This is a genomic window from Chryseobacterium elymi, from assembly GCF_003385495.1.
Lineage (GTDB): Bacteria > Bacteroidota > Bacteroidia > Flavobacteriales > Weeksellaceae > Chryseobacterium > Chryseobacterium elymi.
Map to the genome: position 1 here is coordinate 96722 of NZ_QNUH01000009.1, position 21494 is coordinate 118215.

Here is a 21494-nt window from a genome sequence, read left to right on the forward strand (position 1 = left end):
TTATAATCCAAAATCTAAAATCTAAAAAATGTCAAATAAAAATAAATCAAGTAGATTTAATAAAATAACCATCGGTTTAGCTTCACCGGAATCGATTCTTCAGGAATCAAGAGGGGAAGTTTTAAAACCGGAAACTATTAACTACAGAACACATAAACCTGAAAGAGACGGTTTGTTCTGTGAAAAAATCTTTGGTCCGGTAAAGGATTACGAATGTGCTTGTGGTAAATACAAGAGAATTCGTTACAAAGGGATCGTTTGTGACCGTTGTGGAGTAGAAGTTACTGAGAAAAAAGTAAGAAGAGAGAGAATCGGACACATCAACCTTGTAGTGCCTATTGCGCACATCTGGTATTTCCGTTCATTACCGAACAAAATCGGTTACCTTTTAGGAATTCCTTCTAAGAAATTAGATATGATCATCTACTACGAAAGATATGTAGTGATTCAGCAGGGTATTGCTAAAAAATTAGACGGTTCCGACTTCGATAATATGGAGTTCCTTACAGAAGAAGAGTACCTGGACATCATGGAGACTCTTCCTGTGGAAAACCAGTATCTTGATGATTCCGATCCAAACAAATTCATCGCCAGAATGGGTGCTGAAGCTGTTGAAGATCTGTTAAAAAGAATCGATCTTGATGCATTGTCTTTCGATTTAAGACACAAAGCTCACAACGAAGGTTCCAAACAAAGAAGAACTGAAGCTCTTAAAAGATTGAACGTTGTAGAAGCATTAAGAGGTGCTAATACAAGAATGATCAACAGACCGGAGTGGATGATTATGCGTGTACTTCCTGTTATACCACCAGAACTAAGACCATTGGTTCCATTGGATGGAGGACGTTTCGCAACTTCTGACTTAAATGACCTTTACAGAAGAGTTATTATCAGAAACAACCGTCTGAAAAGATTATTGGAGATCAAAGCTCCGGAAGTAATCTTGAGAAATGAGAAGCGTATGCTTCAGGAATCAGTAGATTCATTATTCGATAATACAAGAAAATCTTCTGCCGTAAAATCTGAATCAAACAGACCATTGAAATCACTTTCTGATTCATTGAAAGGTAAACAAGGTCGTTTCCGTCAGAACTTACTAGGAAAAAGGGTAGACTACTCTGCGCGTTCCGTAATTGTTGTAGGTCCAAACTTACAGCTTCACGAATGTGGTATTCCTAAAGATATGGCAGCAGAACTTTACAAGCCGTTCATCATCAGAAAACTGATCGAGAGAGGTATTGTAAAAACGGTGAAATCTGCAAAGAGAATCATCGACAGAAAAGAGCCTGTAGTATATGATATCCTTGAAAATGTGATGAAAGGTCACCCTGTTTTACTGAACAGAGCACCTACTCTTCACAGACTGGGTATCCAGGCATTCCAGCCTAAGATGATCGAAGGTAAGGCAATTCAGCTTCACCCGTTAGTAACAACAGCATTCAACGCCGATTTCGATGGTGACCAGATGGCGGTACACTTACCGTTAGGTCCTGAAGCAATCCTTGAAGCTCAGTTATTGATGCTGGGTTCTCAGAACATCTTGAACCCTGCAAACGGTTCTCCTATTACTGTGCCTTCTCAGGACATGGTTCTTGGTCTTTATTTCATGACCAAAGAATTGAGCTCTACAGAAGATATGAAAGTAAAAGGTGAAGGCCTTGCATTCTATTCTCCGGAAGAAGCGGAAATCGCTTATGCTGAAGGAAGAGTATCATTAAACGCTAAAGTAAGATGTAGACTGCCTGTTAAAGAAAACGGAGAATTAGTAACAAGATTGATCGAAACTTCCGTAGGTAGAATCTTATTCAATCAGATTGTTCCTAAACAATCAGGATATATCAATGAACTTCTGACTAAGAAATCATTAAGAAATGTTATCGGTAAGATCCTTGCTGATACCGACTTCCCTACAACGGTGAAGTTCCTGGATGCAATGAAAGATTTAGGATATTCAAACGCATTCAAAGGAGGTCTTTCCTTCTCACTTGGAGATATTGTAGTTCCTGTTGAGAAGAAAAAAATGATTGCTCAGTCCATTGAAGCAGTAGACGAAATTAGAGCCAACTATAACATGGGTCTGATTACAGATACAGAACGTTATAACCAGGTAATCGACGTTTGGACTAATACCAATGCCGGATTAACTGAAATGATCATGGGTAGAATGAAAACCGATCAAGGTGGATTCAACTCTGTATATATGATGCTTGATTCTGGTGCGAGGGGTTCCAAAGAACAAATCCGTCAGCTATCAGGGATGAGAGGTTTGATGGCAAAACCGCAAAAAGCTGGTTCTACCGGTGCGGAAATTATTGAAAACCCGATCCTGGCAAACTTTAAAGAAGGTCTTTCCATCCTTGAGTACTTTATCTCTACTCACGGAGCCCGTAAAGGTCTTGCGGATACCGCTCTTAAGACTGCAGATGCTGGTTACTTAACAAGAAGATTGGTAGACGTTGCTCAGGACGTTATCGTTACAGAAGACGACTGTGGTACTTTAAGAGGTACTGAAGTTACTGCACTTAAGAAAAATGACGAGATCGTTGAAAAGATCTCCGAAAGAATCTTAGGTAGAGTTTCTCTTCATAACATCTATGATCCTGAAACAGATGAGTTAATCACTGAAGCAGATCAGGTCATTAATGAAGCATTAGCAAAAAGAATTGAAGCAGCAGGACTGGAATTTGTTGAAGTTCGTTCTCCGCTTACTTGTGAAACTAAGAAAGGTATCTGTGCGAAATGTTACGGTAGAAACTTAGCGACAGGTAAGATGATCCATATGGGTGAAGCAGTAGGTGTTATTGCAGCTCAGTCAATTGGGGAGCCTGGTACTCAGCTTACGTTGAGAACCTTCCACCAAGGGGGTGTATCCACGAACGTTTCAGAAAACCCATCTATTGTTGCAAGAAGAGACGGTATCGTAGAATTGGACGAAGTAAGAACAATTACTTCTGAAGATGAAAACGGTAATACTGCGGAAGTAGTAGTTTCCCGTACAACAGAATTCAGATTGGTTACCGATAACGAGCAGAGAACACCATTAATGATTGCTAACGTACCTTATGGTTCCCAGTTAGTAGTTAAGTCCGGTGATAAAGTGAAGAAAGGTGATCTTATTGCTAAATGGGATCCATATAACGCGGTAATCATTGCTGAAACTGCTGGTAAAGTAGAATACGAGGATATCATCCAGGGTATTTCATTCCAGCTTGAAATTGACGAACAGACAGGATTCGAAGAGAAAGTAATTTCTGAATCCAGAAATAAGAAAGCCGTACCTACTTTAAAAGTGGTAGATTCTAAAGGAGTTGAGCAGAAAGGTTACAACTTACCGGTAGGAGCCCACTTAATGGTAAACGATGGTGAAAAAATTAAGGCTGGTAAAGTCTTGATCAAGATCCCAAGAAAATCTGCAAAAGCAGGGGATATCACCGGAGGTCTTCCGAGAGTTACCGAATTGTTCGAAGCAAGAAACCCTTCAAACCCGGCGGTTGTTACTGAAATCGATGGGGTAGTTTCTTACGGAAAAATCAAGAGAGGTAACCGTGAACTTATTGTTGAGGCTAAAACCGGTGAAAGAAAGATTTACCTTGTAAAACTTTCCAACCAGATCCTTGTTCAGGAGAATGACTTCGTAAGAGCTGGTTCGCCACTTTCTGACGGTTCAATTACTCCGGATGATATCTTAAGAATTAAAGGTCCAACTGCGGTTCAGGAATACCTAGTAAACGAAATTCAGGAAGTTTACCGTCTTCAGGGGGTAAAAATCGACGATAAGCACTTCGAAATCATCGTAAGACAGATGATGACAAAAGTATCTATCGTAGACGGAGGTGATACTCAGTTCCTTGAAGGTGCATTAGAGCATAAGTTTGACTTCCTGGAAGAAAACAACAGAGTGTTCGGTCTTAAAGTGGTAACTGAAGCAGGTGATTCTAAAGAATTCAAGCCAGGCCAGATGATTACTGCAAGAGAATTAAGAGATGAAAACTCTAAGTTGAAGCGTGAAGACCAGGCCTTAGTTGAAGTAAGAGAAGCACTTCCTGCTACAGCAACGCCTGTATTACAGGGTATTACAAGAGCAGCTCTTCAGACTAAGTCATTCATGTCTGCGGCATCATTCCAGGAAACCACTAAAGTTCTGAACGAAGCAGCTGTGGCTGGTAAAGTAGACTTCTTAAGTGGTCTTAAAGAAAATGTAATTGTAGGACACAGAATTCCTGCAGGTACAGGTCTTAAAGAATACCAGAATGTAATTGTAGGTTCTAAAAAAGAATTTGAAGACCTTAACTAAAATTAATGATTTGAAATTTGAGGTTTGGATTTATTTTTATATTTTCACAATCTCAAATTTCGAATTTAAAAAACATAATTTATAACAATGGACAACAATCAAAATCCTCAAGATGGAAACATCAACATCGAATTAAACGAAATGGTAGCTGCTGGAGTATATGCTAACTTAGCATTGGTAAACCACTCTCCATCTGAATTCGTTGTAGATTTCATCCAATTAATGCCAGGTGTACAACAGGCTAAAGTAAGATCAAGAATCATTCTTGCTCCGCTTCACGCTAAGAGAGTACTTTCTGCTCTTCAACAAAACATCACTAACTACGAGCAGCAATTTGGAGAAATCAAAGAAGTTGAGCCTTTCGTATTAGGAGGTAACAACGTACAAGCTTAAGATTTTTCTTACAATACATAAGAATGCCTCAAATTTATTTGAGGCATTTTTTATTCCATATATTTTAGTTGAAAATTGAAGAAACAAGAGACAGATTGAATCCGCAGCTTAAGTTGGATCATTGCATTGTTTAAAATTTGTCAATGAATAAACTATTAAGTTTTTATCAGATAACTAAAGAATATTTTTTTTCTGACTATATCAATAAGCCAATTTTATATATTTGCTTTTAAAACAATATAGAAGATATGGTAAATAACCAATTTATCCTTAGCAAATTTGGGTTTTTGGGTGATGATTTTTTAAATGAGCTGCATGCGAATGCGATTATTACTGAAATAAAGTCAAAAACAGAAATTATAAGGGAAGGACAAAAAAATAAATACGTTCCCTTCCTCATTAAGGGTTCCATAAAAGTCTTTACCCTCAATGATGGCAGAGAACTGATCTATTACTACATAAAACCCAATGACAGCTGTCTGATGACCTTTTCCTCTATTTTTACAGATTATACCAGTAGGGTTTACGCTGTTGCAGAAGAAGAATCTGAAGTGATCCTCATTCCTGTTTCTGTTATCCACACTTGGCTGATCCGTTTTCCGGAAATCAACAGGGTATTTTATCACGAATATGATAGACGTTTCTCAGATGTTATGAATATGGTGAATGATGCCGTATTCCACAGACTCGACAAAAGGGTTTTGAACTATATCCGTCAGCAGATTTCAGTCACAGGAAACAACCCTTTAAAGATTACACATCGTGAAATAGCCAACAATTTGGGTAGTTCTCGGGAGGTTGTGAGCAGGGTTTTGAAAAAAATTGAAAACGAGGGCGAAATTCTTCAGACTAAAGAAGGGATCAAAATCCTTGTTAATGAAAATGTTAGACCTGTCTAATATATAATGTTTTAATTATTCTGTTTTTATCATTGATAAAAACAATTCTTATGGTGACTTTTATCACATACTTTTGAATCGATAACTCAATAAGTTTGTCATATCATAATTTAATTCAAATTGTATATGACAAAAACTCTCTTATTTTTGTCGGTATTTGCCTCAGGTCTTGTCTCAGCACAGGAAGACCTGCTAAAAGATATTGACACTCTTAAAACAACTACATCAGCTTCACAGCCAGCTTTTAAAGCCCTGCAGATCGTTACAGGACAATCCACCAAGCTCTCAGCCAAAAATGAGTGGTACATTATTGTGGCTCACCGTTTCGGAGACATCAGTACAGGGTTTAAAAACTTTTTCGGTCTGGACGATGCTTCTACTAAACTAGGGGTCATTTACGGTGTTACAGACGGTATTTCAGTCAGTCTTTCCAGGGAGACAAATATGAAAACATTCGAAGGAGCTGTAAAGTATAAACTTGTAAAACAATCAGAAAATTTTCCGGCAGAGATTGTAGGTTATAACGTAATGGCTCTAAATACAGACCTGGATAAGGATAATTATCCTCATCTCAGATTCAGTGACAGACTTTCCTATCTTACACAGGCCTTGATATCAAGAAGATTCAATGATAAGTTTTCTTTACAGCTGACTCCTTCATATATTCATAAAAATCTTTATGATCCGGCCATTGAAAATAAAAATCAGTTTCTTGCCGGATTGGGTAGTCGTTATAAAATTTCCAAAAGAATTTCTATTAACGCAGAATATTTTGTGAATTTCGATGACCACAGCTTCTATAAGAATCCTCTGTCACTTGGAATGGATATAGAAACCGGAGGGCATGTTTTCCAGCTTTTATTTTCGAATTCCCAGATCAATTCAGATATTGGGTATCTTTCCAATGCGGTGGGAAAGTGGGGGAAAGGACAGATTTTCTTTGGGTTTAACCTTTACAGAGTTTTTTAAGATGAAAAAAATACTATACCTATTATCATCAGCCGCCATGTTTATTGCTTGTGACAGCAGGACCTATGAAGAGATTTCAGATAATACTCCAATCACAGCGACTGTAAAATATAATTCCGACGTAAAATCAATTGTTGACAATAACTGTATTGGATGCCATGCTGCGGGAAGCTTTAAGCCTCTTACAACCTATACAGATGTAAAAAACAATATTGATGGTATCCTCAACAGGATACAAAGACCCAATGGAGACCCCGGAAAAATGCCACAGGGTGGCTCCTTATCTCAGACACAGATTAACACCTTTATAAAATGGAAAGCCGACGGGCTCGCTGAAAATTAAAAATATTTGATATGAAAAAATTAGTATTAATAAGCAGTATACTGTTTTTTGCAGGCTTTGTTTCAGCCCAGAAATACAGTTCCAAAACAGGTAGCGTAATCTTTGAGGCATCCGTTCCGCTGTTCGAAGATGTGTATGCTAAGGATGATAATAATGTTGTTATTCTGAATGCGGACAATGGGGAAATGGCTTCCGTTTCGGTGGTAAAAAACTTTCATTTTAAAACCAAACTAATGGAAGAACATTTCAATGAAAGCTATGCAGAAACGGCAAAATATCCCAAAGCAACCTTCAAAGGAAAGATTGTGAATTTTGATAAAACAAAACTTACAGCTTCACCGCAGAAATATACCGTTCAGGGCACCCTGAATTTTCATGGAGTAGATAAAGTCGTTTCTTCCACAGCTACCATTTACAGTAAAGACGGGAAAATCTACATGCAGGGAAGTTTTGTGGCAAAACCTGCCGATCACAAAGTGACTATCCCAAAAGTAGTAACCAAAAAGATCGCTGAAAGTGTCAATGTAGAATACAATTATGTAATGACAAAACAATGAGAAATTTAATCTTAGCATTAGGACTATTTCTGAGCTCATGGTTATCTGCTCAGGAAAAGGCAAAATCAATATTTGATATTGCCAGAAGCGGAACAGTGCCAGAAGTGCAGCAGCTGATGAAACAAAATCCGGATGTTATTAATCAAGTTAACGAAAACGGATTTTCCCCACTTATTTTAGCCTGTTACAGAGGAAATGTAAGCGTTGCTGATTTTCTGATTGACAACGTAAAAGATGTCAATTATAAAAGTCGTGAAGGAACAGCATTAGCCGGTCTTGCTATAAAATACAATAAAGATCTGGTAGAACACCTGCTAAAGAAAAAAGCAGATCCCAATATTGCCGACGCTACTGGATATACTCCTTTATTCTGGGCAGTAAAATCCGGAAATAAAGATCTGATAGAGCAACTGCTTAAATATAAAGCAGATAAAACCAGGAAAGATTCAATGGGAATGACGCCTTTTGAATATGCATTACAAACCAATAACAAAGAAATTATTAATCTCTTAAAAAATTGATATGAAAAAAACTTTACTAGCGCTTAGCGTACTTCTTGCCAACTTTGCATTGGCGCAGTTTTCGTCTGGAACGGTAAATTTACCGAATACAGCCATGACGGTGAAATTAGACACAACTCCTACCGGGGTAACGATCACAGTAACAGGTGACAGCAACTCTATGTTGGGGATTGGTTTTGGAACTACAGGGATGGCTGCTGGTGCAGATGGCTTTATTTATAACTCTTCTGCCAATAGAGACTATTCGTTCAGTGGAGTTCCTAATCCACCTTCGGCCGATGTTTCTCAGGACTGGACAGAAACTTCCAATACCATTTCGGGATCCACAAGGACTGTAGTAGCAACAAGATCTCTTACCGGAGGATCCGGAGATTTTGCCATTGCTAATGCAGCAGGAACAATTAATATTTTCTATTCCAGAAAAAGCGGAGGGACTTCATTAGGGTACCACGATGCAGGAAGAGGATATGCATCATTAACAATGACCGCCTCTTCTTTATCAACCAACGAAATTGCGGCCAATAGCAAAAAGGTAAATCTTTACCCAAATCCTGCTAAAGCAGCAGTGAATTTTAGAAACTCTGATAAAATAAAGTCTATTGATATCTACGAAGCAACAGGAAGAAAAGTAAAATCAGTAAAACCTGAAGGTGAAAGCATCAGTGTTGAAGATCTGAGATCAGGAAGTTATTATCTTGAAATTCAGCTTAAGGATGGAACTACATCTTATGAAAAACTGATTAAAGAATAAATTTCCGGAAAAACATACCTGAATATTTTTTTTAACAGATACCTCTGACCTTTCAGGGGTATCATTTTTTTCTTAAAGTACCAATTCCAGTGAGATAGCTGTAAATTCATATATTTGTATATATCCCAATTCTTAACAAAAAGTAGGTTCTAAACCTTATAATTTTAAACATCAATGGAATTCAAAACCTTAGCAAATATAACTGTAGATGAGTTGTTATCGGTATTCAATCATTCATTTTCTGATTATGTTGTTCCTTTTCACTTAACAAAAGAGGTGCTTATCTCAAAAATTGCTGCAGAGAAATTAAATATGAGTTTATCTGCAGGAGCCTTTGAAGAAGGAAAACTTGTGGGTTTTATTCTCCAGTCTGAAAAAAATGAAAATGGAGAAAAAATCATCTACAATGGTGGAACAGGAGTGGTTCCGGCAAGCAGAGGAAAGGGACTGGTGAGAAAAATGTATGATTTTATCATCCCTGTTTTAAAAGAACGAAATGCCAATACTTTACTTCTTGAAGTGATTGAAGGAAATCATAATGCAATCAGGGCATATGAAAATTTAGGGTTTACTATTGTCCGAAGATTGCTTTGTTTTAATGGAAGTATTCAACAAGGAAAAGAAAACGATGAGATTGCCATACGTGAGTTAAAAGACTTTCAATGGGATGTGCTGTGCTCTTTCTGGGATGTTGAACCTTCATGGCAGGGATCTGTTTTCGTATTGAAACCGATGCCGGAAAATTATTTGACTTTAGGGGCTTATGACGAGAATACATTGGTTGGATATATTGTGTATAATCCTGCAGCTAAAAAAATATATCAGTTTGCAGTAGACAAAAATTATAGAAATCAGGGAATTGGTACAAAGCTTTTTAATGCGATTAAAGAAAAAAATGGCGGACAAGCTATAGCATTGAACAATGTAGACGATTCCTCAGAAAATACAAGCAGGTTTCTTAGTGAAAGAATAGGACTAAACAATTGGTTATCACAGTTTGAAATGAAAAGACCTATTTAATGAACTTTAATTTTGATTCAAAAAAAATAATAGGTTTTAATATACTTTTAATCTCTTAAACTTTTCAGGCAGAAGTATAGGATGTAACTTTGCCGAAAATTTAAAATAATGAAGCGAGGAATCCATTTTTTACTGATGCTCATTTCCTTTACGGCATTTGCGCAGGAGGTAAATATTGATACTGCCCAGGTGGCTATCCCGGGAAGACAAAACGGTACAGAAGCACAGTCAAAACCCTATGTAATTATGATATCTGCAGACGGTTTCCGGTATGACTATGCCCGGAAGTATAACGCTGAAAACCTTTTGAAACTTGCTCATGACGGTGTAAAGGCTGAAGCGATGATTCCGAGTTATCCAAGTATTACTTTTCCTAACCACTGGAGCTTAATCACCGGACTTTATCCTTCACATCATGGCCTGATCGATAACTTTTTCTATGATTATAAGAGAAATGAAGCTTATGCCATGAGCAATAAGAAAAATGCTGAAGACGGAAGCTGGTATGGAGGAACTCCGCTTTGGGGACTCGCTGAAAAACAGGGAATGGTGTCAGCTTCTTTAATGTGGGTAGGATCTGCCAGTGATGCCGGAGGAATAAGACCTACTTATTATTATCCTTACCACGAGAAATTCACTCCTTCTGAAAAAGTAGAAAAAGTAGTAAACTGGCTGAAATTACCGGAAGATAAAAGACCACACTTTATTTCATTATATTTCCCGGAAGTAGATGGAAGCGGACATCATCATGGACCGGATACCAAAGAAACAGAAAAGGCTGTTCATTTGATTGATAGCGCAATTGGAGAGCTTGTTCAGAAAGTCAATAACCTAGGGCTGGAAAATGTCAACTTTATTTTTGTTTCCGATCACGGAATGATCAAAGTAGATGGGAGAGCACCCTTGGAAATTCCGGCAGCTCTTTTTGATAAAAACAGATTCGATTTTTATAATTCTCAAACCCTTTTAAGAGTATATGTTAAAAATCAGCATGAGGTAAAAACAGTTTACAAAGAATTAAAAGCTCATAAAACAGATGATTACGAAGTATATCTTGATAAAAAACTGCCCAAATACCTGCATTTTGCTACCAAAGATGATAAGTATGATAGAATAGGGCAGATCCTTCTGATCCCAAAGGCTCCAAAAATATTCTTAGAAAAAGGCAAGAAAACATCTGTTGGAAAGCATGGTTACAATCCTAAAATTGTTCCGGAAATGAAAGCCACATTCTTTGCCTGGGGACCGGAATTTAAAAATAATCTGGTGATCAGTGAATTTGATAACATCAATGTTTATCCTTTGGTTGCTGAGGTTTTAGGATTAAAGATTGAGCAGCCTATAGATGGAAAATTGAAGGTTTTGAAAGAAATAGTAAAAGACAGAAAATAAGAAAAACTTTAAAAATTAAATGCATATGAGATACGTAATTATATTCTTTTTTATTTTCTGTAAATCATTTTCGCAACTTTCATCCTGCAAGGAGTTTGAGCTTACCGAATTGAGAGTAAAAAGACCTCAGGTAGAATTTCCCGACCATCAGGTTGAATTCGGATTTCTTAAAAAACTTCCAATTAAGACAATGGAAAGAGGAAACAGTATTCAGGAATATGACAGGAATGGAAATCTCATCAGTACCAAAAATATTGCTAAAGATTATTATCAATCAACAAATGTTTGTCAGTATAAGAATGGAATACTTACTGAAAGCCGCTCTATTTCAATAGCTGACAAAACCCGTATTGAATCTTATAATGAAGAATCGATGCGAAGAGGAAATGAAGAGATGAAACAAAATGGCACTGGAACTGCGGCAATAATGGATCCCCAAAGTACAGAAAGTGTTTATACAGCTGTATTGAATAATAAAAATCAGGTTGTCTCTTACAAGAAAGAAAAAATTGAAATAAATGGAAGCAATAGAAAAATTATAGGTTCTGATACGGGGGAGTTTATATATAAGGATGGTAATATTTCTGAAGCTAAATATCGAGGCATAACCGAGCAGTACTTTTATAAAAACGGACTGCTGTCGGAAGTGAAAAGAACTGAAAAAAAACAGTGGCTTTTTGAGAGACGCAATACCAACCAATATATTTATGATAGCAGAAAGAATCTGATTGCAATATCTTATTCTACTGAAGACTACCAGGACGGGAAATATCAATCCGGCAATAAAGGACAGAAAGATTCTGCTACTTATGACAATAAAAACAGATTGATAAGAATAGGTTCTAAGAAGAATTTCATCCCTTATAAATATGATGCAGGCAATAACATTACTGAGATATCAGAATATTCAAACAACAAGCTTCAATCCCAAAAAGGATATGTATATGATAAAAACTTGATGGTAAAATCTTCAGAAAGCAAAATTCCGATTACAGAAAATTCTGACATTTATTTTAAAGATTATATGTATAAAAACGGATTACTGGCTGAAGTGAAAAATTATACCGTTAAATATCCTTATGGACATAAAACAGTTTATCAGTATAATGATAAAAAACAATTGGTTAATATTACGGATTATCGTTCCAAATTTAAAGATGGAAAGCTACTGGAGAATGAATTTGAGAAAGGATCTGAGACTAATTTTATTTATGAAGGAAAATCAGTAATAATTAAGGGTAACAGGACTATTTCACAGTCAGGTAAATATGAATTGTATTAATTGAAAATAAATAATAACAGTTTCGGCGAGCCAAAGGCTCGCCGAAACTGTTATTAGAAAAATCTGTTTTGTTTCAGGAAAAAGAAATCAGATATTAAATTTATTAGAAAACTCACGGGCAAAATCTTCTAACTTAACCTTTCCTGTAACAGGAGAGCCATGATCAGTGAAATCCTTCTGTACAACGCCGGTTCTTATACCTCTACCCATTTCTACATACAGATGGGCCATATCTTCAGGTAACCCGGCCTGAAGCATTCCGTTTAAAGAATCTTCATCAGAAAATTCAACCCATGGAAGTTCACGTTTATTAACAGCAGTCCCAAGAACCTTAGCAAAATCAGCAGCTTTTCGTACATCACTCACAATATATCTGATACTGTTCGCACTTCCGCTTTTTACCAGCTCTTCCGCCGCTGCCTTGGCGATATCAATGGGGTGTACCACCGGTACTTCAACACTTGCAGGATAATTTCCTCCAATGATTCCTGCATTCTGAATCAATGGAATGTCATTGAAAAAATTATTATAAAAATATCCGGCTCTTAAAAAAGTAAAAGAGGTATTGTCTACTTCATTATATAATTTTTCAATATGATGAAGCCCTTTAATCGGACCGTTTTCAACCGGAGAATCAGCTCCCACGCTGCTTAACATGACAACCCTTTTTATTCCTGTTTTTGTAATGGCTTCAGCATAGTTTTTTCCTGCATTCACCGTGTTTTCTACAATATTGTTCTCCCCCATGATCGGTGGAGTCATTGCAAATACTGCATCAGCACCTTCAAATGCTTTAACCAGAAAATTGACATCAGTAATAGAACCGATGGCAGCTTTCGCTCCTAAAGATTCAATTTCACTTTTCTTCTCCTCACTGCTGCTAATTACAGTAATATCATGACCTTCTGCAATTAATTGTTGTGCTAACGGTTTTGCGGTGTTCCCTAAAGAACCTGTTACAATAATTTTCATATTAAATGTTGTTTATTTTCTTTTACAAAGTTATATTTGTACTTACTTTTATACAAGTACTTACCCTAAAGTATGTAGATATGACGGCAATTAAAGAAAGTTCAACCATTCAGGAGAATAAAAAAACAGTACAGAATTGCCCTGTAATGTACGTCATGGAAAGAATTGGCGGATTCTGGAAACCAATTATCCTGTTTAATCTTTCCACAGGAGAAAAAAGATACAGCGAACTGAAAAAAGCAATTCCTGCAGTAACAGAAAAAATGCTGATTCAGCATCTTAAACAGCTTGAAGCTGATGGCTTAATTATCAGAACGGCCAAACCTGTAGTACCTCCTCATGTTACCTATAAATTAAGTGAAGCTGGTAATGAGCTGGCTCCTGTTATCGATGCGATGGCAGCATGGGCATTTCAGGATATGGAAAGGAATGATAACAAATGTACTGAAGGAAACAAATATATCTTGAATCAGGATCAGAATGCTTTTAGCCAAAACCTTGAAAAATAAAAAACAGGCGTTTCAATCCGAAGCGCCTGTTTCTGTTAATATTCATTCTATACCAAGAAATTACAAAGACTGCATATCAATTACGAAACGGTATTTCACATCACTTTTGATCATTCTTTCATACGCATGGTTGATATCCTGCATTTTGATCAGCTCAATGTCCGACACAATATTATGTTTTCCGCAGAAATCCAGTAATTCCTGGGTTTCAGCAATTCCACCGATTAGTGAACCTGCAACAGAACGGCGTTGGAAGATCATCGGTCTTGTACTTACTTCAGTATTCTGGAATTCACCTACAAATCCTACAAGGACCAAAGTTCCGTTCAGGGTAAGCGTCTGCATATAAGGATTGATATCGTGTTCATAAGGAACCGTATCAATGATCAGGTCGAATTTTCCTTTTACCGTATCCATCTGTGAATTATCGGTGGAAATTACAACGTGATCAGCTCCCAGCTGTTTTGCATCATCAGTCTTTCCTGGGGTTCTTGAGAATAAAGTAACTTCAGCTCCAAGTCCTTTTGCCAGTTTGATAGCCATATGTCCCAGCCCGCCTAATCCAACAACTGCTACTTTAGAGCCAGGTCCGGCATTCCAATGTCTCAATGGAGACCAGGTTGTAATACCTGCGCATAGAAGAGGTGCTACTGCAGCCAGGTCCAGGTTTTCTGGTACACTTAAAACAAAATGTTCGTCCACTACTACTTTCTGAGAATATCCGCCAAAAGTATGGCCTCCCAAATGCTTGTCTTTTCCGTTATAGGTTCCTGTAAATCCATTTAAGCAGTATTGTTCGAGATCTTCTTTACAGCTGTCGCAGTGTCCACATGAATCTACCATACATCCCACAGCAGCAAGGTCACCTACTTTAAATTTAGAAACCTCACTTCCCACATTGGTTATCCTTCCTACAATTTCATGTCCGGGAACTACAGGGTACAAAGATCCGCCCCAGTCGTTTCTTGCCGTGTGGAGATCAGAGTGGCAGACTCCGCAGTATAAAATTTCAATTTCCACATCTTTAGATGTCGTTTCTCTTCTTTCAATAGTCATTTCTTTCAGGTCTGCCGTAGTAGACTCAGCCCCGTAGGCTTTTACTGTGATTGTGCTCATTGGTTTATTTAAATTTAAGTTAATTAAGTTCGTTATAAATTGTTGTATTCCTCATTACTTACAGGTTCCCAGCCATTCCATGATGCCGTTTTGAGTATTGGAGTTAATGGCAATAGGGGTAAATTCCCTGTCCGCACTTGCAACATGCCAGTGAATGACACCGGAAAGAATATTGACCATATCTCCCGGATGTAGAACCTGTGCTGCTCTTCTTATTTCCTGATAAATCCTGTTCCTGAAGTTACAATTAAAATCTGGCCTCCACGTGAGAATGCCGGTTATTTCTGCATCCGGGTTCAGAATAACATTTCCAGTCTGGCAATTTCAGATCATCTTCGTTCAGTTTTAAAAGCTGGGCCCAGGCGGTTATTCCTGAAAAAAGCTTTAGGATCTCCTGTGGGAAATATATTTGTATTGAATGTTTCCATAATGGTACAAAAGTCGATACTTTTAAGTAAACACAACTTATACGGATTACCGGAATACCTACCAATTTTACAGACACCTTAAAAAGGTCCGCAGGAAAGTGGTAATTTTGAATAAGCTTAAAAAGATAGTAAATGGAATATCAGGAAGTTGAAAAAGTAAACAGTATTTCAGATTACAATAAAATGGTGAACCATGAAACGCTGCATCCGTTGGTAAGTGTGGTAGATTTTGCAAAATCAGATCCTATATGCCAGTATAAAAGAACCTATACTTTTTACACCGTTTTTCTGAAAGATGTGATCTGTGGCGATATGCATTACGGGAAGCACAGCTATGATTATCAGGAAGGCACACTGGTTTTTATTGCTCCGGGGCAGGTAAGCGGAGTTACGAACGACGGAAAACCCATACAGCCGGGCGGATATGCATTGCTATTTCATCCGGATCTCATTAAAGGAACTAATCTTGGCAAAAATATCAAAGATTATAGCTTCTTTTCCTATGACGTACATGAGGCATTACATCTTTCAGAAAAAGAAAGGGAAATTGTTCTCGAATGTTTTAAAAATATAAAACTTGAGCTCGAACAGTCTATCGACAAGCACAGTAAATCGTTAATTGTCAACAATATTGAACTGTTTTTAAATTACTGCATGCGGTTTTACGACCGTCAGTTTATTACAAGAGATCATATTAACCAGGGTGTCATCGGTAAATTTGAAAATCTGGTGGATGATTATTTTAAATCTGATAATCCAAAAAATATAGGTTTCCCGATGGTCAATTACTTTGCAGAAAAACTGAATCTGTCTGCCAATTATTTCGGTGATCTGATCAAAAAAGAATTGGGAGTTTCCGCTCAGGAATTTATTCATAATAAGCTGATTGATGTTGCCAAAGAACAGATCCTGAATCCGTCAAAATCAATCAGTGAGATTTCTTATGATCTCGGATTTAAATATCCGCAGCATTTTACAAGATTATTCAAAGCTAAAGTCGGTGTTTCTCCAAGCGAATATAAAATGCTAAACTGATTATTTTAAACCACAAATGCCACGAATATTATCACAAATAACATAATTTTTATCCATAATCATTTGTGAAATTCGTGTAAAAAATTCGTGTCATTCGTGTTTAAATTCCAAAAAATATTTTCTCATTTCAAAAAACTAAATTAATTTTAATAAATAAAATTTTTCAAAGTTTTTAAAATGACCGTTGAGCGGACCACAACCCACATTTTTCAGACTTCTTTCGGGAAAGTTATTGCATTAAAAAACAAAGGAGTCATCAGGGCCAAAAGCATCCGGTATGCCCACTCTGAGAGATTTCAAAAACCTGTTGCAGAACAGCCTTCACCTTCAGAAATTATTTTCCCGGATAAGACTCCCGTTTGTCCGCAGGCCATTAGTCCGCTGGTAGAAAAAATGATTGGGCCTACCCATCTTGAGAGCTTTGATCCTGATGAATCTACACAGTATCTTTCAGTCTTCCGTCCTGGCAGCTTTACAGAGCATGAAAAGCTGCCTGTAATAGTATGGATCCATGGTGGTTCTCATGAAATAGGATGTGGCGATCTTCCTACTTCTGATCCCAGTGACTGGGTGCGGGAACAGCAGATTATTGTTGTTACCGTTTCCTACAGGCTCGGGCTTTTCGGATTTTTGGGCGGTGATGAAAGGCCGCCTAATTTGGGGCTGCTCGATATCATAGAAGCATTAAAATGGATCAAAGCCTATACTGTAGAGTTTGGAGGTGATCCTGAAAATATTACTCTTTTAGGGCAGTCTTCAGGCGGTGATGCTATTGCCCATCTTATGATTTCCGAAGGTGTTGAGGGGCTGTTTCAAAGAGTGATTATCCAGAGTGCACCGTTGGGATTACGCCATAAAAGACAGAAAATGTCCGCCGAATTTCTCAAAAAAACTGAAAGTCTGAAAGACGAAGCGGATGTTTTCAAAATGATGGATGAATACAGAAAATATGTGCCTTCTGTCATTAAATATGGCTTGAAGGCCGCTATGCCTTTCGGTATTCAGTACGGATTTCCACCCTTATGCAAAGAAGAGGAGTCTATAGAGAAATGGAAAACAAATGCAAAAAAATATGATGTACTCATTGGTCTGAATAATGATGAAACAGCATTTTATCTTAAAACATCTGATGCTTTGAATAAATATTTCGGGAAAGGATTAGGACTGAAGATTATGGATAAAACGGTTCAAAAAACCACTGAACTTATTTATGGAACTCCGGCAAAAATATTTGCTGAAAATTATGCAAAGGCAGGAGGGAACGTTTATTTATTTAGAATTCATTCCAGATCAGAAGACAATCCTATCTGGGCTCCACACTGTATTGATCTTCCGTTGATTTTCGGAAATGAATCGGCCTGGAAATCCTCTGAAATGTTAAAAAATATTCCGTGGAAATACATTGATGAGAATGGTAAAAAACTCCGAACGCTTTGGGCAGAATTTGCAAGAAACGGGAGTATTTCTGATGATTCAGAAAGACCTGAAATTCTGAAAATCCAAAAATTAAGTTTTAAGTAAACGTACATAAAATTTTGTAAGAAAGCACAATGTAAGTGTTTGACCTGCGGAATAGACAGCTTTAAGTATCTATTTAGTGATATATTGGGATGGTAATTATGATATTTTACGTATATTAGGCTAACTAAACCAAAAAAACTATTAATTATGAAGCCAAAACTTTTTACCAACGTACGAAAACTTGACAGAAAAGAACTTAAGAATCTAAAAGGAGAGGGTATTGTCCGGGACAGGGTATGCTGTACGTCCAACGAGGACGGCTATTGCTGCGAATGGGCCATTAATATACAGAATTGCAGGTACATCCACTGCTAATTATTCTGTCAGTAAAACTAATTTAAGGCATCCATAAGCAAAGAGCTATGGATGCTTTTTTATATGTATTACAAGGATTACTCGGAAACCCATACGCTTACATTACCTGCAGGGACCGGGAAATCTCCCCATCCATTTTCATCAATGATTACTTTTTCCTTAAACCGTTTAAGCAAGTCATGAAACTTTTTGCCTGCATACTGTTTTCCCATTTCCATAGGTTTGCTGTAGGCATCTTTATTGCTTAGAACCACAGCACACCCCGAATGCTCATCGTCACCTTCACGCGTCCAGCCCAGACAATTGGTATCTTCAAAATAATCCCTCTGTGTTCCATACGCATGTTCCTTTCTTGCCTTCAGAAGTTCTTCTATACCATCCACTTTGGGCAGGAAAATCTCATGGGAATTACCGTCTCTACCTTTATCAACATACTGGGCTCCATAGAGATCAGGATAAAAAACACATGGATATCCATTCTCACGAAGCAGAATTAACGCATAAGCTATCGGCTTGAACCATGATTGTACCGGAGCTTCAAGATCCTGAAGGGGCTGCGTGTCATGATTATCCACAAGACTTACAGAGTGCATAGGATCTGCCTGGGTGAGGGTTTGGTCAAAAATCCTGCGGAGATCATAAGAGCTGCCTTCATTAGATGCAGTATGGAAATTGTTCTGTAGTGAGCTGTCAAAAAGGCTCATGCATCCTTCCGTTACCTCAATATATTTCTGCAGAAGATTGAGCTGCCCCGGGGCCCAGTATTCCCCGACCGCAAAAATATTTTTTCCGGAATTGGAGCGGAGCATCGTCAGCCATTCCTTATAAAAATCAAATGAAATATGTTTTAAGGCATCCAGTCTTACCCCATCAAAACCGGTCACATTGAAATACCATTTGGCCCAGCTATTGAGCTCTTCGCGTACAAAAGGATTCCGGTGTTCGATGTCGTTGTACATCAGGTAGTCGTAATTCCCTTTTTCATCGTCAATCATCTCTTCCCAGTCGTTTCCGTACTCAGACTGTATTTTAAAGATGTGTGAATCCATACCTTCGGCATAATCTACACCGCTGAAGCAGGTAAAGTTCCATTCAAAATCCGAATACTTTTTTTTTCTTCCGGGAAACGTGAATTTAGTATAAGATTCTATCTCAATGACCTCGGAAATAATCTTTTCTCTGTTGTTTTCGTCTACCTTTACGGCTTTAAACTTTTCCAGTTCATCCCCGCCGGCTTTATGCCCCAGAACAATATCTACAATTACCTCTATATTTTGCCTTTTTAAAGCTTTAATAGCTTTGATATAATCATACCTGGTACCATATTTGGTGGGTATGCTGCCTTTCTGGTCAAATTCTCCGAGGTCATACAGGTCATAAGCATCGTAACCTACCGAGTAGCCTCCATTGGTTCCTTTATAGGCAGGGGGAAACCATACTGAAGTGATTCCTAATTTTGCCAGATAGGCGGCCTCCTTTTCTGCTTCTTTCCATAACTTTCCATCTCCTTCGGAATACCAGTGGAAAAACTGAATCATCGTTGCATTCATAGGCTGTAATTTGGTTGGTCCCTACAAGATAGTGAATTTTTTCCACCTGTTAATTCTCAAATTCTTCAAACGGGATTTTTAGTTGAATGGAAACCTGTTTTTTTTCCTCGGTGTTGAGGTGGGAGAGAGATAGCCCCAGCAATCTTACAGGCTTATCAAACGGTCTTAGTTCCCAAAGCTTTTTCCCGGTATTAAAATACTGTTCGGCAGAAGTGAAATATTCTTCTTTTGTAAAGCTTCTCGTAAAAAGAGAGAAATCTTTATATTTAATTTTTAAGGTTAAAGCTCTTCCTGAAATATTATTCTTTTGCAGCCGCTGATGAAGCTCTTGGCTCAAATGCTCCAGTTTTTCATTGATTTCCTGGTCATCAAAAAGATCTTCAAAAAAAGTTCTCTCCACGGCAACACTTTTCTGGATTCTGTGTGGCTTTACCTCAGAATTATGAATTCCGCGTACTACATTGTAATAGTAACCGCCGGATTTTCCAAAAAGTCTGACCAGTTCTTCGAGCGTTTTTTTCTTTAAATCTTTTCCTTTATAAATCCCTAAACTAAACATTTTGTTAGCTGTAACTTTCCCAACACCGTAAAATTTTTCGACAGGAAGCTCTTCAAGAAAACCTTCAATTCTATCAGGATGAATGGTTTTCTGTCCATTCGGCTTATTGATGTCCGAAGCTACTTTTGCGAGAAACTTATTTACAGAAATTCCAGCTGAAGCGGTCAATCCGGTCTGCTCAAATATTTTCTGACGAATTTCCTTTGCAATCTGATTAGCAGATTCTATATCTTTTTTATTTTCCGTGACATCCAGATACGCTTCATCCAGGGAAAGAGGCTCCACAAGGTCAGTATATTCATGGAAAATTTCACGGATCTGTTTGGATATTTCTTTATATCGTGCAAAGCGTGGTGGAACAAAAATAATATGAGGACATTTCTCCTTAGCTGTCTTGCTGGGCATCGCAGAGCGCACGCCATATTTCCTTGCTTCATAGCTTGCTGCCGAAACTACACCACGGTGTTCTCCTCCTACGGCAATAGGCTTCCCTTTGAGCGAAGGATTATCATGCTGTTCCACGGAAGCATAAAATGCATCCATATCAACATGAATAATCTTACGAGTGGAAAAAGAAGAATCCATACCGCAAAGATATGGATTCATTTATTTTGAATTAAATTGTTATTACGTTTTCATTCTCATCGTAACGAGTGGAGAGTCAGAACAGGATTTTCTATAATTCCCTAAAGTTTTGGTCTGAAAGTTATAGATTTACTGGATCAAAAAAACCGTCTTGGTCTTCCTCTAATTGTAATAATTTATTTTTATCTTTTTTATATAATTCAATATTCTCTTCAGTAGAAATAGCAGTTTTTAATTGGTACATATTAAGACTATCTCTTTCTATAATAATAGGTCCGTTTCCAAATAAAAAGTTAGAATGATCTTCTGTGATATTTTTTACCTGCCAGTGAAATATCCAACCAAATGGATATTCTTTTGTTTCGTTATCATATATTATAATATCAGGCTCACCTTCTTTGTTCCAGATAATTAAATTATTTTGATAATCTACAAAACGTTGCATTTTTTCTCTTGCTTGCTCTTTTGTGTACATAATTTTTT

General features: G+C 37.5%; 21 protein-coding genes. 15 read left to right on the forward strand and 6 right to left on the reverse strand.

All coding sequences use genetic code 11. From position 1 onward, the window contains the following. Positions 1 to 28: 28 nt before the first annotated feature. The 11 genes from rpoC (at position 29) to DRF60_RS12215 (ending at position 12421) form a co-directional block, all read left to right on the forward strand. Positions 29 to 4294 carry a DNA-directed RNA polymerase subunit beta' gene (gene rpoC, locus DRF60_RS12165; protein WP_116012313.1) on the forward strand — a complete coding sequence of 1422 codons (4266 nt, stop codon included), beginning with the start codon at positions 29 to 31 and terminating at the stop codon, positions 4292 to 4294. 87 nt (positions 4295 to 4381) lie between these two features. Continuing rightward, positions 4382 to 4687, forward strand: coding sequence for a DUF3467 domain-containing protein (locus DRF60_RS12170; RefSeq protein ID WP_034702050.1), 306 nt, complete (start codon positions 4382 to 4384; stop codon positions 4685 to 4687). Between the two features lie 248 nt (positions 4688 to 4935). Further along, complete coding sequence (locus DRF60_RS12175) at positions 4936 to 5586, forward strand: Crp/Fnr family transcriptional regulator (protein WP_116012314.1); 651 nt, start codon at positions 4936 to 4938, stop codon at positions 5584 to 5586. Between the two features lie 126 nt (positions 5587 to 5712). Further along, complete coding sequence (locus DRF60_RS12180) at positions 5713 to 6555, forward strand: DUF5777 family beta-barrel protein (protein ID WP_116012315.1); 843 nt, start codon at positions 5713 to 5715, stop codon at positions 6553 to 6555. A 1-nt stretch (position 6556) separates the two neighbouring features. Beyond that, a complete protein-coding gene (locus DRF60_RS12185; RefSeq protein ID WP_167443728.1) occupies positions 6557 to 6898 on the forward strand; it encodes a c-type cytochrome in 342 nt (113 codons plus the stop codon). Positions 6899 to 6909: 11 nt separating this feature from the next. Further along, positions 6910 to 7455, forward strand: coding sequence for a YceI family protein (locus DRF60_RS12190; protein WP_116012317.1), 546 nt, complete (start codon positions 6910 to 6912; stop codon positions 7453 to 7455). Continuing rightward, complete coding sequence (locus DRF60_RS12195; protein WP_116012318.1) at positions 7452 to 7976, forward strand: ankyrin repeat domain-containing protein; 525 nt, start codon at positions 7452 to 7454, stop codon at positions 7974 to 7976. The genes DRF60_RS12190 and DRF60_RS12195 overlap by 4 nt, the downstream gene beginning before the upstream one ends. Position 7977: 1 nt before the next feature. After that, complete coding sequence (locus DRF60_RS12200; protein ID WP_116012319.1) at positions 7978 to 8727, forward strand: T9SS type A sorting domain-containing protein; 750 nt, start codon at positions 7978 to 7980, stop codon at positions 8725 to 8727. A gap of 174 nt (positions 8728 to 8901) precedes the next feature. Further along, positions 8902 to 9747, forward strand: a complete 846-nt coding sequence (locus DRF60_RS12205; RefSeq protein WP_116012320.1) for a GNAT family N-acetyltransferase — start codon at positions 8902 to 8904, stop codon at positions 9745 to 9747. Between the two features lie 108 nt (positions 9748 to 9855). Further along, a complete protein-coding gene (locus DRF60_RS12210; protein WP_116012321.1) occupies positions 9856 to 11139 on the forward strand; it encodes an alkaline phosphatase family protein in 1284 nt (427 codons plus the stop codon). Positions 11140 to 11164: 25 nt separating this feature from the next. After that, a complete protein-coding gene (locus DRF60_RS12215) occupies positions 11165 to 12421 on the forward strand; it encodes a hypothetical protein (RefSeq protein WP_116012322.1) in 1257 nt (418 codons plus the stop codon). Positions 12422 to 12508: 87 nt separating this feature from the next. Here DRF60_RS12215 and DRF60_RS12220 read toward each other — a convergent pair whose 3' ends face one another. Then, positions 12509 to 13393, reverse strand: a complete 885-nt coding sequence (locus tag DRF60_RS12220) for an NAD(P)H-binding protein (protein ID WP_116012323.1) — start codon at positions 13391 to 13393, stop codon at positions 12509 to 12511. Between the two features lie 80 nt (positions 13394 to 13473). On the opposite strand from DRF60_RS12220, the gene DRF60_RS12225 reads away from it, so the two are divergent. Next, positions 13474 to 13902: a winged helix-turn-helix transcriptional regulator gene (locus DRF60_RS12225; RefSeq protein WP_116012324.1), complete on the forward strand. Its 429-nt coding sequence runs from the start codon at positions 13474 to 13476 to the stop codon at positions 13900 to 13902. Between the two features lie 60 nt (positions 13903 to 13962). Here DRF60_RS12225 and DRF60_RS12230 read toward each other — a convergent pair whose 3' ends face one another. Both DRF60_RS12230 and DRF60_RS21785 read right to left on the reverse strand, forming a co-directional pair. Continuing rightward, entirely contained in the window at positions 13963 to 15018 is a 1056-nt protein-coding gene (locus DRF60_RS12230; protein ID WP_116012325.1) for an NAD(P)-dependent alcohol dehydrogenase, read from the reverse strand. Positions 15019 to 15072: 54 nt separating this feature from the next. Then, entirely contained in the window at positions 15073 to 15198 is a 126-nt protein-coding gene (locus DRF60_RS21785; RefSeq protein ID WP_262510878.1) for a cupin domain-containing protein, read from the reverse strand. Positions 15199 to 15578: 380 nt separating this feature from the next. Here DRF60_RS21785 and DRF60_RS12235 point away from each other — a divergent pair, with 380 nt between their 5' ends. The 3 genes from DRF60_RS12235 (at position 15579) to DRF60_RS21145 (ending at position 18317) form a co-directional block, all read left to right on the forward strand. Then, the gene (locus DRF60_RS12235) at positions 15579 to 16481 is read left to right on the forward strand and encodes a helix-turn-helix domain-containing protein (protein ID WP_116012326.1); all 903 of its coding nucleotides are present in this window, start codon (positions 15579 to 15581) and stop codon (positions 16479 to 16481) included. 177 nt (positions 16482 to 16658) lie between these two features. Continuing rightward, positions 16659 to 18002: a carboxylesterase family protein gene (locus DRF60_RS12240; RefSeq protein ID WP_116012327.1), complete on the forward strand. Its 1344-nt coding sequence runs from the start codon at positions 16659 to 16661 to the stop codon at positions 18000 to 18002. A 147-nt stretch (positions 18003 to 18149) separates the two neighbouring features. Next, positions 18150 to 18317: a hypothetical protein gene (locus tag DRF60_RS21145; RefSeq protein WP_157967959.1), complete on the forward strand. Its 168-nt coding sequence runs from the start codon at positions 18150 to 18152 to the stop codon at positions 18315 to 18317. A gap of 77 nt (positions 18318 to 18394) precedes the next feature. Here DRF60_RS21145 and DRF60_RS12245 read toward each other — a convergent pair whose 3' ends face one another. From DRF60_RS12245 to DRF60_RS12255, 3 genes are all read right to left on the reverse strand, one after another. Further along, positions 18395 to 19867, reverse strand: a complete 1473-nt coding sequence (locus tag DRF60_RS12245) for an alpha-amylase (protein WP_116012328.1) — start codon at positions 19865 to 19867, stop codon at positions 18395 to 18397. 49 nt (positions 19868 to 19916) lie between these two features. Next, positions 19917 to 21011: a DNA polymerase IV gene (gene dinB / locus DRF60_RS12250; RefSeq protein ID WP_116012329.1), complete on the reverse strand. Its 1095-nt coding sequence runs from the start codon at positions 21009 to 21011 to the stop codon at positions 19917 to 19919. 121 nt (positions 21012 to 21132) lie between these two features. Further along, on the reverse strand, positions 21133 to 21486 hold the full coding sequence (locus DRF60_RS12255) for a hypothetical protein (protein ID WP_116012330.1): 354 nt from the start codon (positions 21484 to 21486) through the stop codon (positions 21133 to 21135). Between the last annotated feature and the right edge of the window lie 8 nt (positions 21487 to 21494).

What these genes read in the sequence shown, in the direction of transcription:
- rpoC (WP_116012313.1), top strand. Translation starts at nt 29, where the DNA reads ATGTCAAATAAAAATAAATCAAGTAGATTTAATAAAATAACCATCGGT.
- DRF60_RS12170 (WP_034702050.1), top strand. Translation starts at nt 4,382, where the DNA reads ATGGACAACAATCAAAATCCTCAAGATGGAAACATCAACATCGAATTA.
- DRF60_RS12175 (WP_116012314.1), top strand. Translation starts at nt 4,936, where the DNA reads ATGGTAAATAACCAATTTATCCTTAGCAAATTTGGGTTTTTGGGTGAT.
- DRF60_RS12180 (WP_116012315.1), top strand. Translation starts at nt 5,713, where the DNA reads ATGACAAAAACTCTCTTATTTTTGTCGGTATTTGCCTCAGGTCTTGTC.
- DRF60_RS12185 (WP_167443728.1), top strand. Translation starts at nt 6,557, where the DNA reads ATGAAAAAAATACTATACCTATTATCATCAGCCGCCATGTTTATTGCT.
- DRF60_RS12190 (WP_116012317.1), top strand. Translation starts at nt 6,910, where the DNA reads ATGAAAAAATTAGTATTAATAAGCAGTATACTGTTTTTTGCAGGCTTT.
- DRF60_RS12195 (WP_116012318.1), top strand. Translation starts at nt 7,452, where the DNA reads ATGAGAAATTTAATCTTAGCATTAGGACTATTTCTGAGCTCATGGTTA.
- DRF60_RS12200 (WP_116012319.1), top strand. Translation starts at nt 7,978, where the DNA reads ATGAAAAAAACTTTACTAGCGCTTAGCGTACTTCTTGCCAACTTTGCA.
- DRF60_RS12205 (WP_116012320.1), top strand. Translation starts at nt 8,902, where the DNA reads ATGGAATTCAAAACCTTAGCAAATATAACTGTAGATGAGTTGTTATCG.
- DRF60_RS12210 (WP_116012321.1), top strand. Translation starts at nt 9,856, where the DNA reads ATGAAGCGAGGAATCCATTTTTTACTGATGCTCATTTCCTTTACGGCA.
- DRF60_RS12215 (WP_116012322.1), top strand. Translation starts at nt 11,165, where the DNA reads ATGAGATACGTAATTATATTCTTTTTTATTTTCTGTAAATCATTTTCG.
- DRF60_RS12220 (WP_116012323.1), bottom strand. Translation starts at nt 13,393, where the DNA reads ATGAAAATTATTGTAACAGGTTCTTTAGGGAACACCGCAAAACCGTTA.
- DRF60_RS12225 (WP_116012324.1), top strand. Translation starts at nt 13,474, where the DNA reads ATGACGGCAATTAAAGAAAGTTCAACCATTCAGGAGAATAAAAAAACA.
- DRF60_RS12230 (WP_116012325.1), bottom strand. Translation starts at nt 15,018, where the DNA reads ATGAGCACAATCACAGTAAAAGCCTACGGGGCTGAGTCTACTACGGCA.
- DRF60_RS21785 (WP_262510878.1), bottom strand. Translation starts at nt 15,198, where the DNA reads ATGGTCAATATTCTTTCCGGTGTCATTCACTGGCATGTTGCAAGTGCG.
- DRF60_RS12235 (WP_116012326.1), top strand. Translation starts at nt 15,579, where the DNA reads ATGGAATATCAGGAAGTTGAAAAAGTAAACAGTATTTCAGATTACAAT.
- DRF60_RS12240 (WP_116012327.1), top strand. Translation starts at nt 16,659, where the DNA reads ATGACCGTTGAGCGGACCACAACCCACATTTTTCAGACTTCTTTCGGG.
- DRF60_RS21145 (WP_157967959.1), top strand. Translation starts at nt 18,150, where the DNA reads ATGAAGCCAAAACTTTTTACCAACGTACGAAAACTTGACAGAAAAGAA.
- DRF60_RS12245 (WP_116012328.1), bottom strand. Translation starts at nt 19,867, where the DNA reads ATGAATGCAACGATGATTCAGTTTTTCCACTGGTATTCCGAAGGAGAT.
- dinB (WP_116012329.1), bottom strand. Translation starts at nt 21,011, where the DNA reads ATGGATTCTTCTTTTTCCACTCGTAAGATTATTCATGTTGATATGGAT.
- DRF60_RS12255 (WP_116012330.1), bottom strand. Translation starts at nt 21,486, where the DNA reads ATGTACACAAAAGAGCAAGCAAGAGAAAAAATGCAACGTTTTGTAGAT.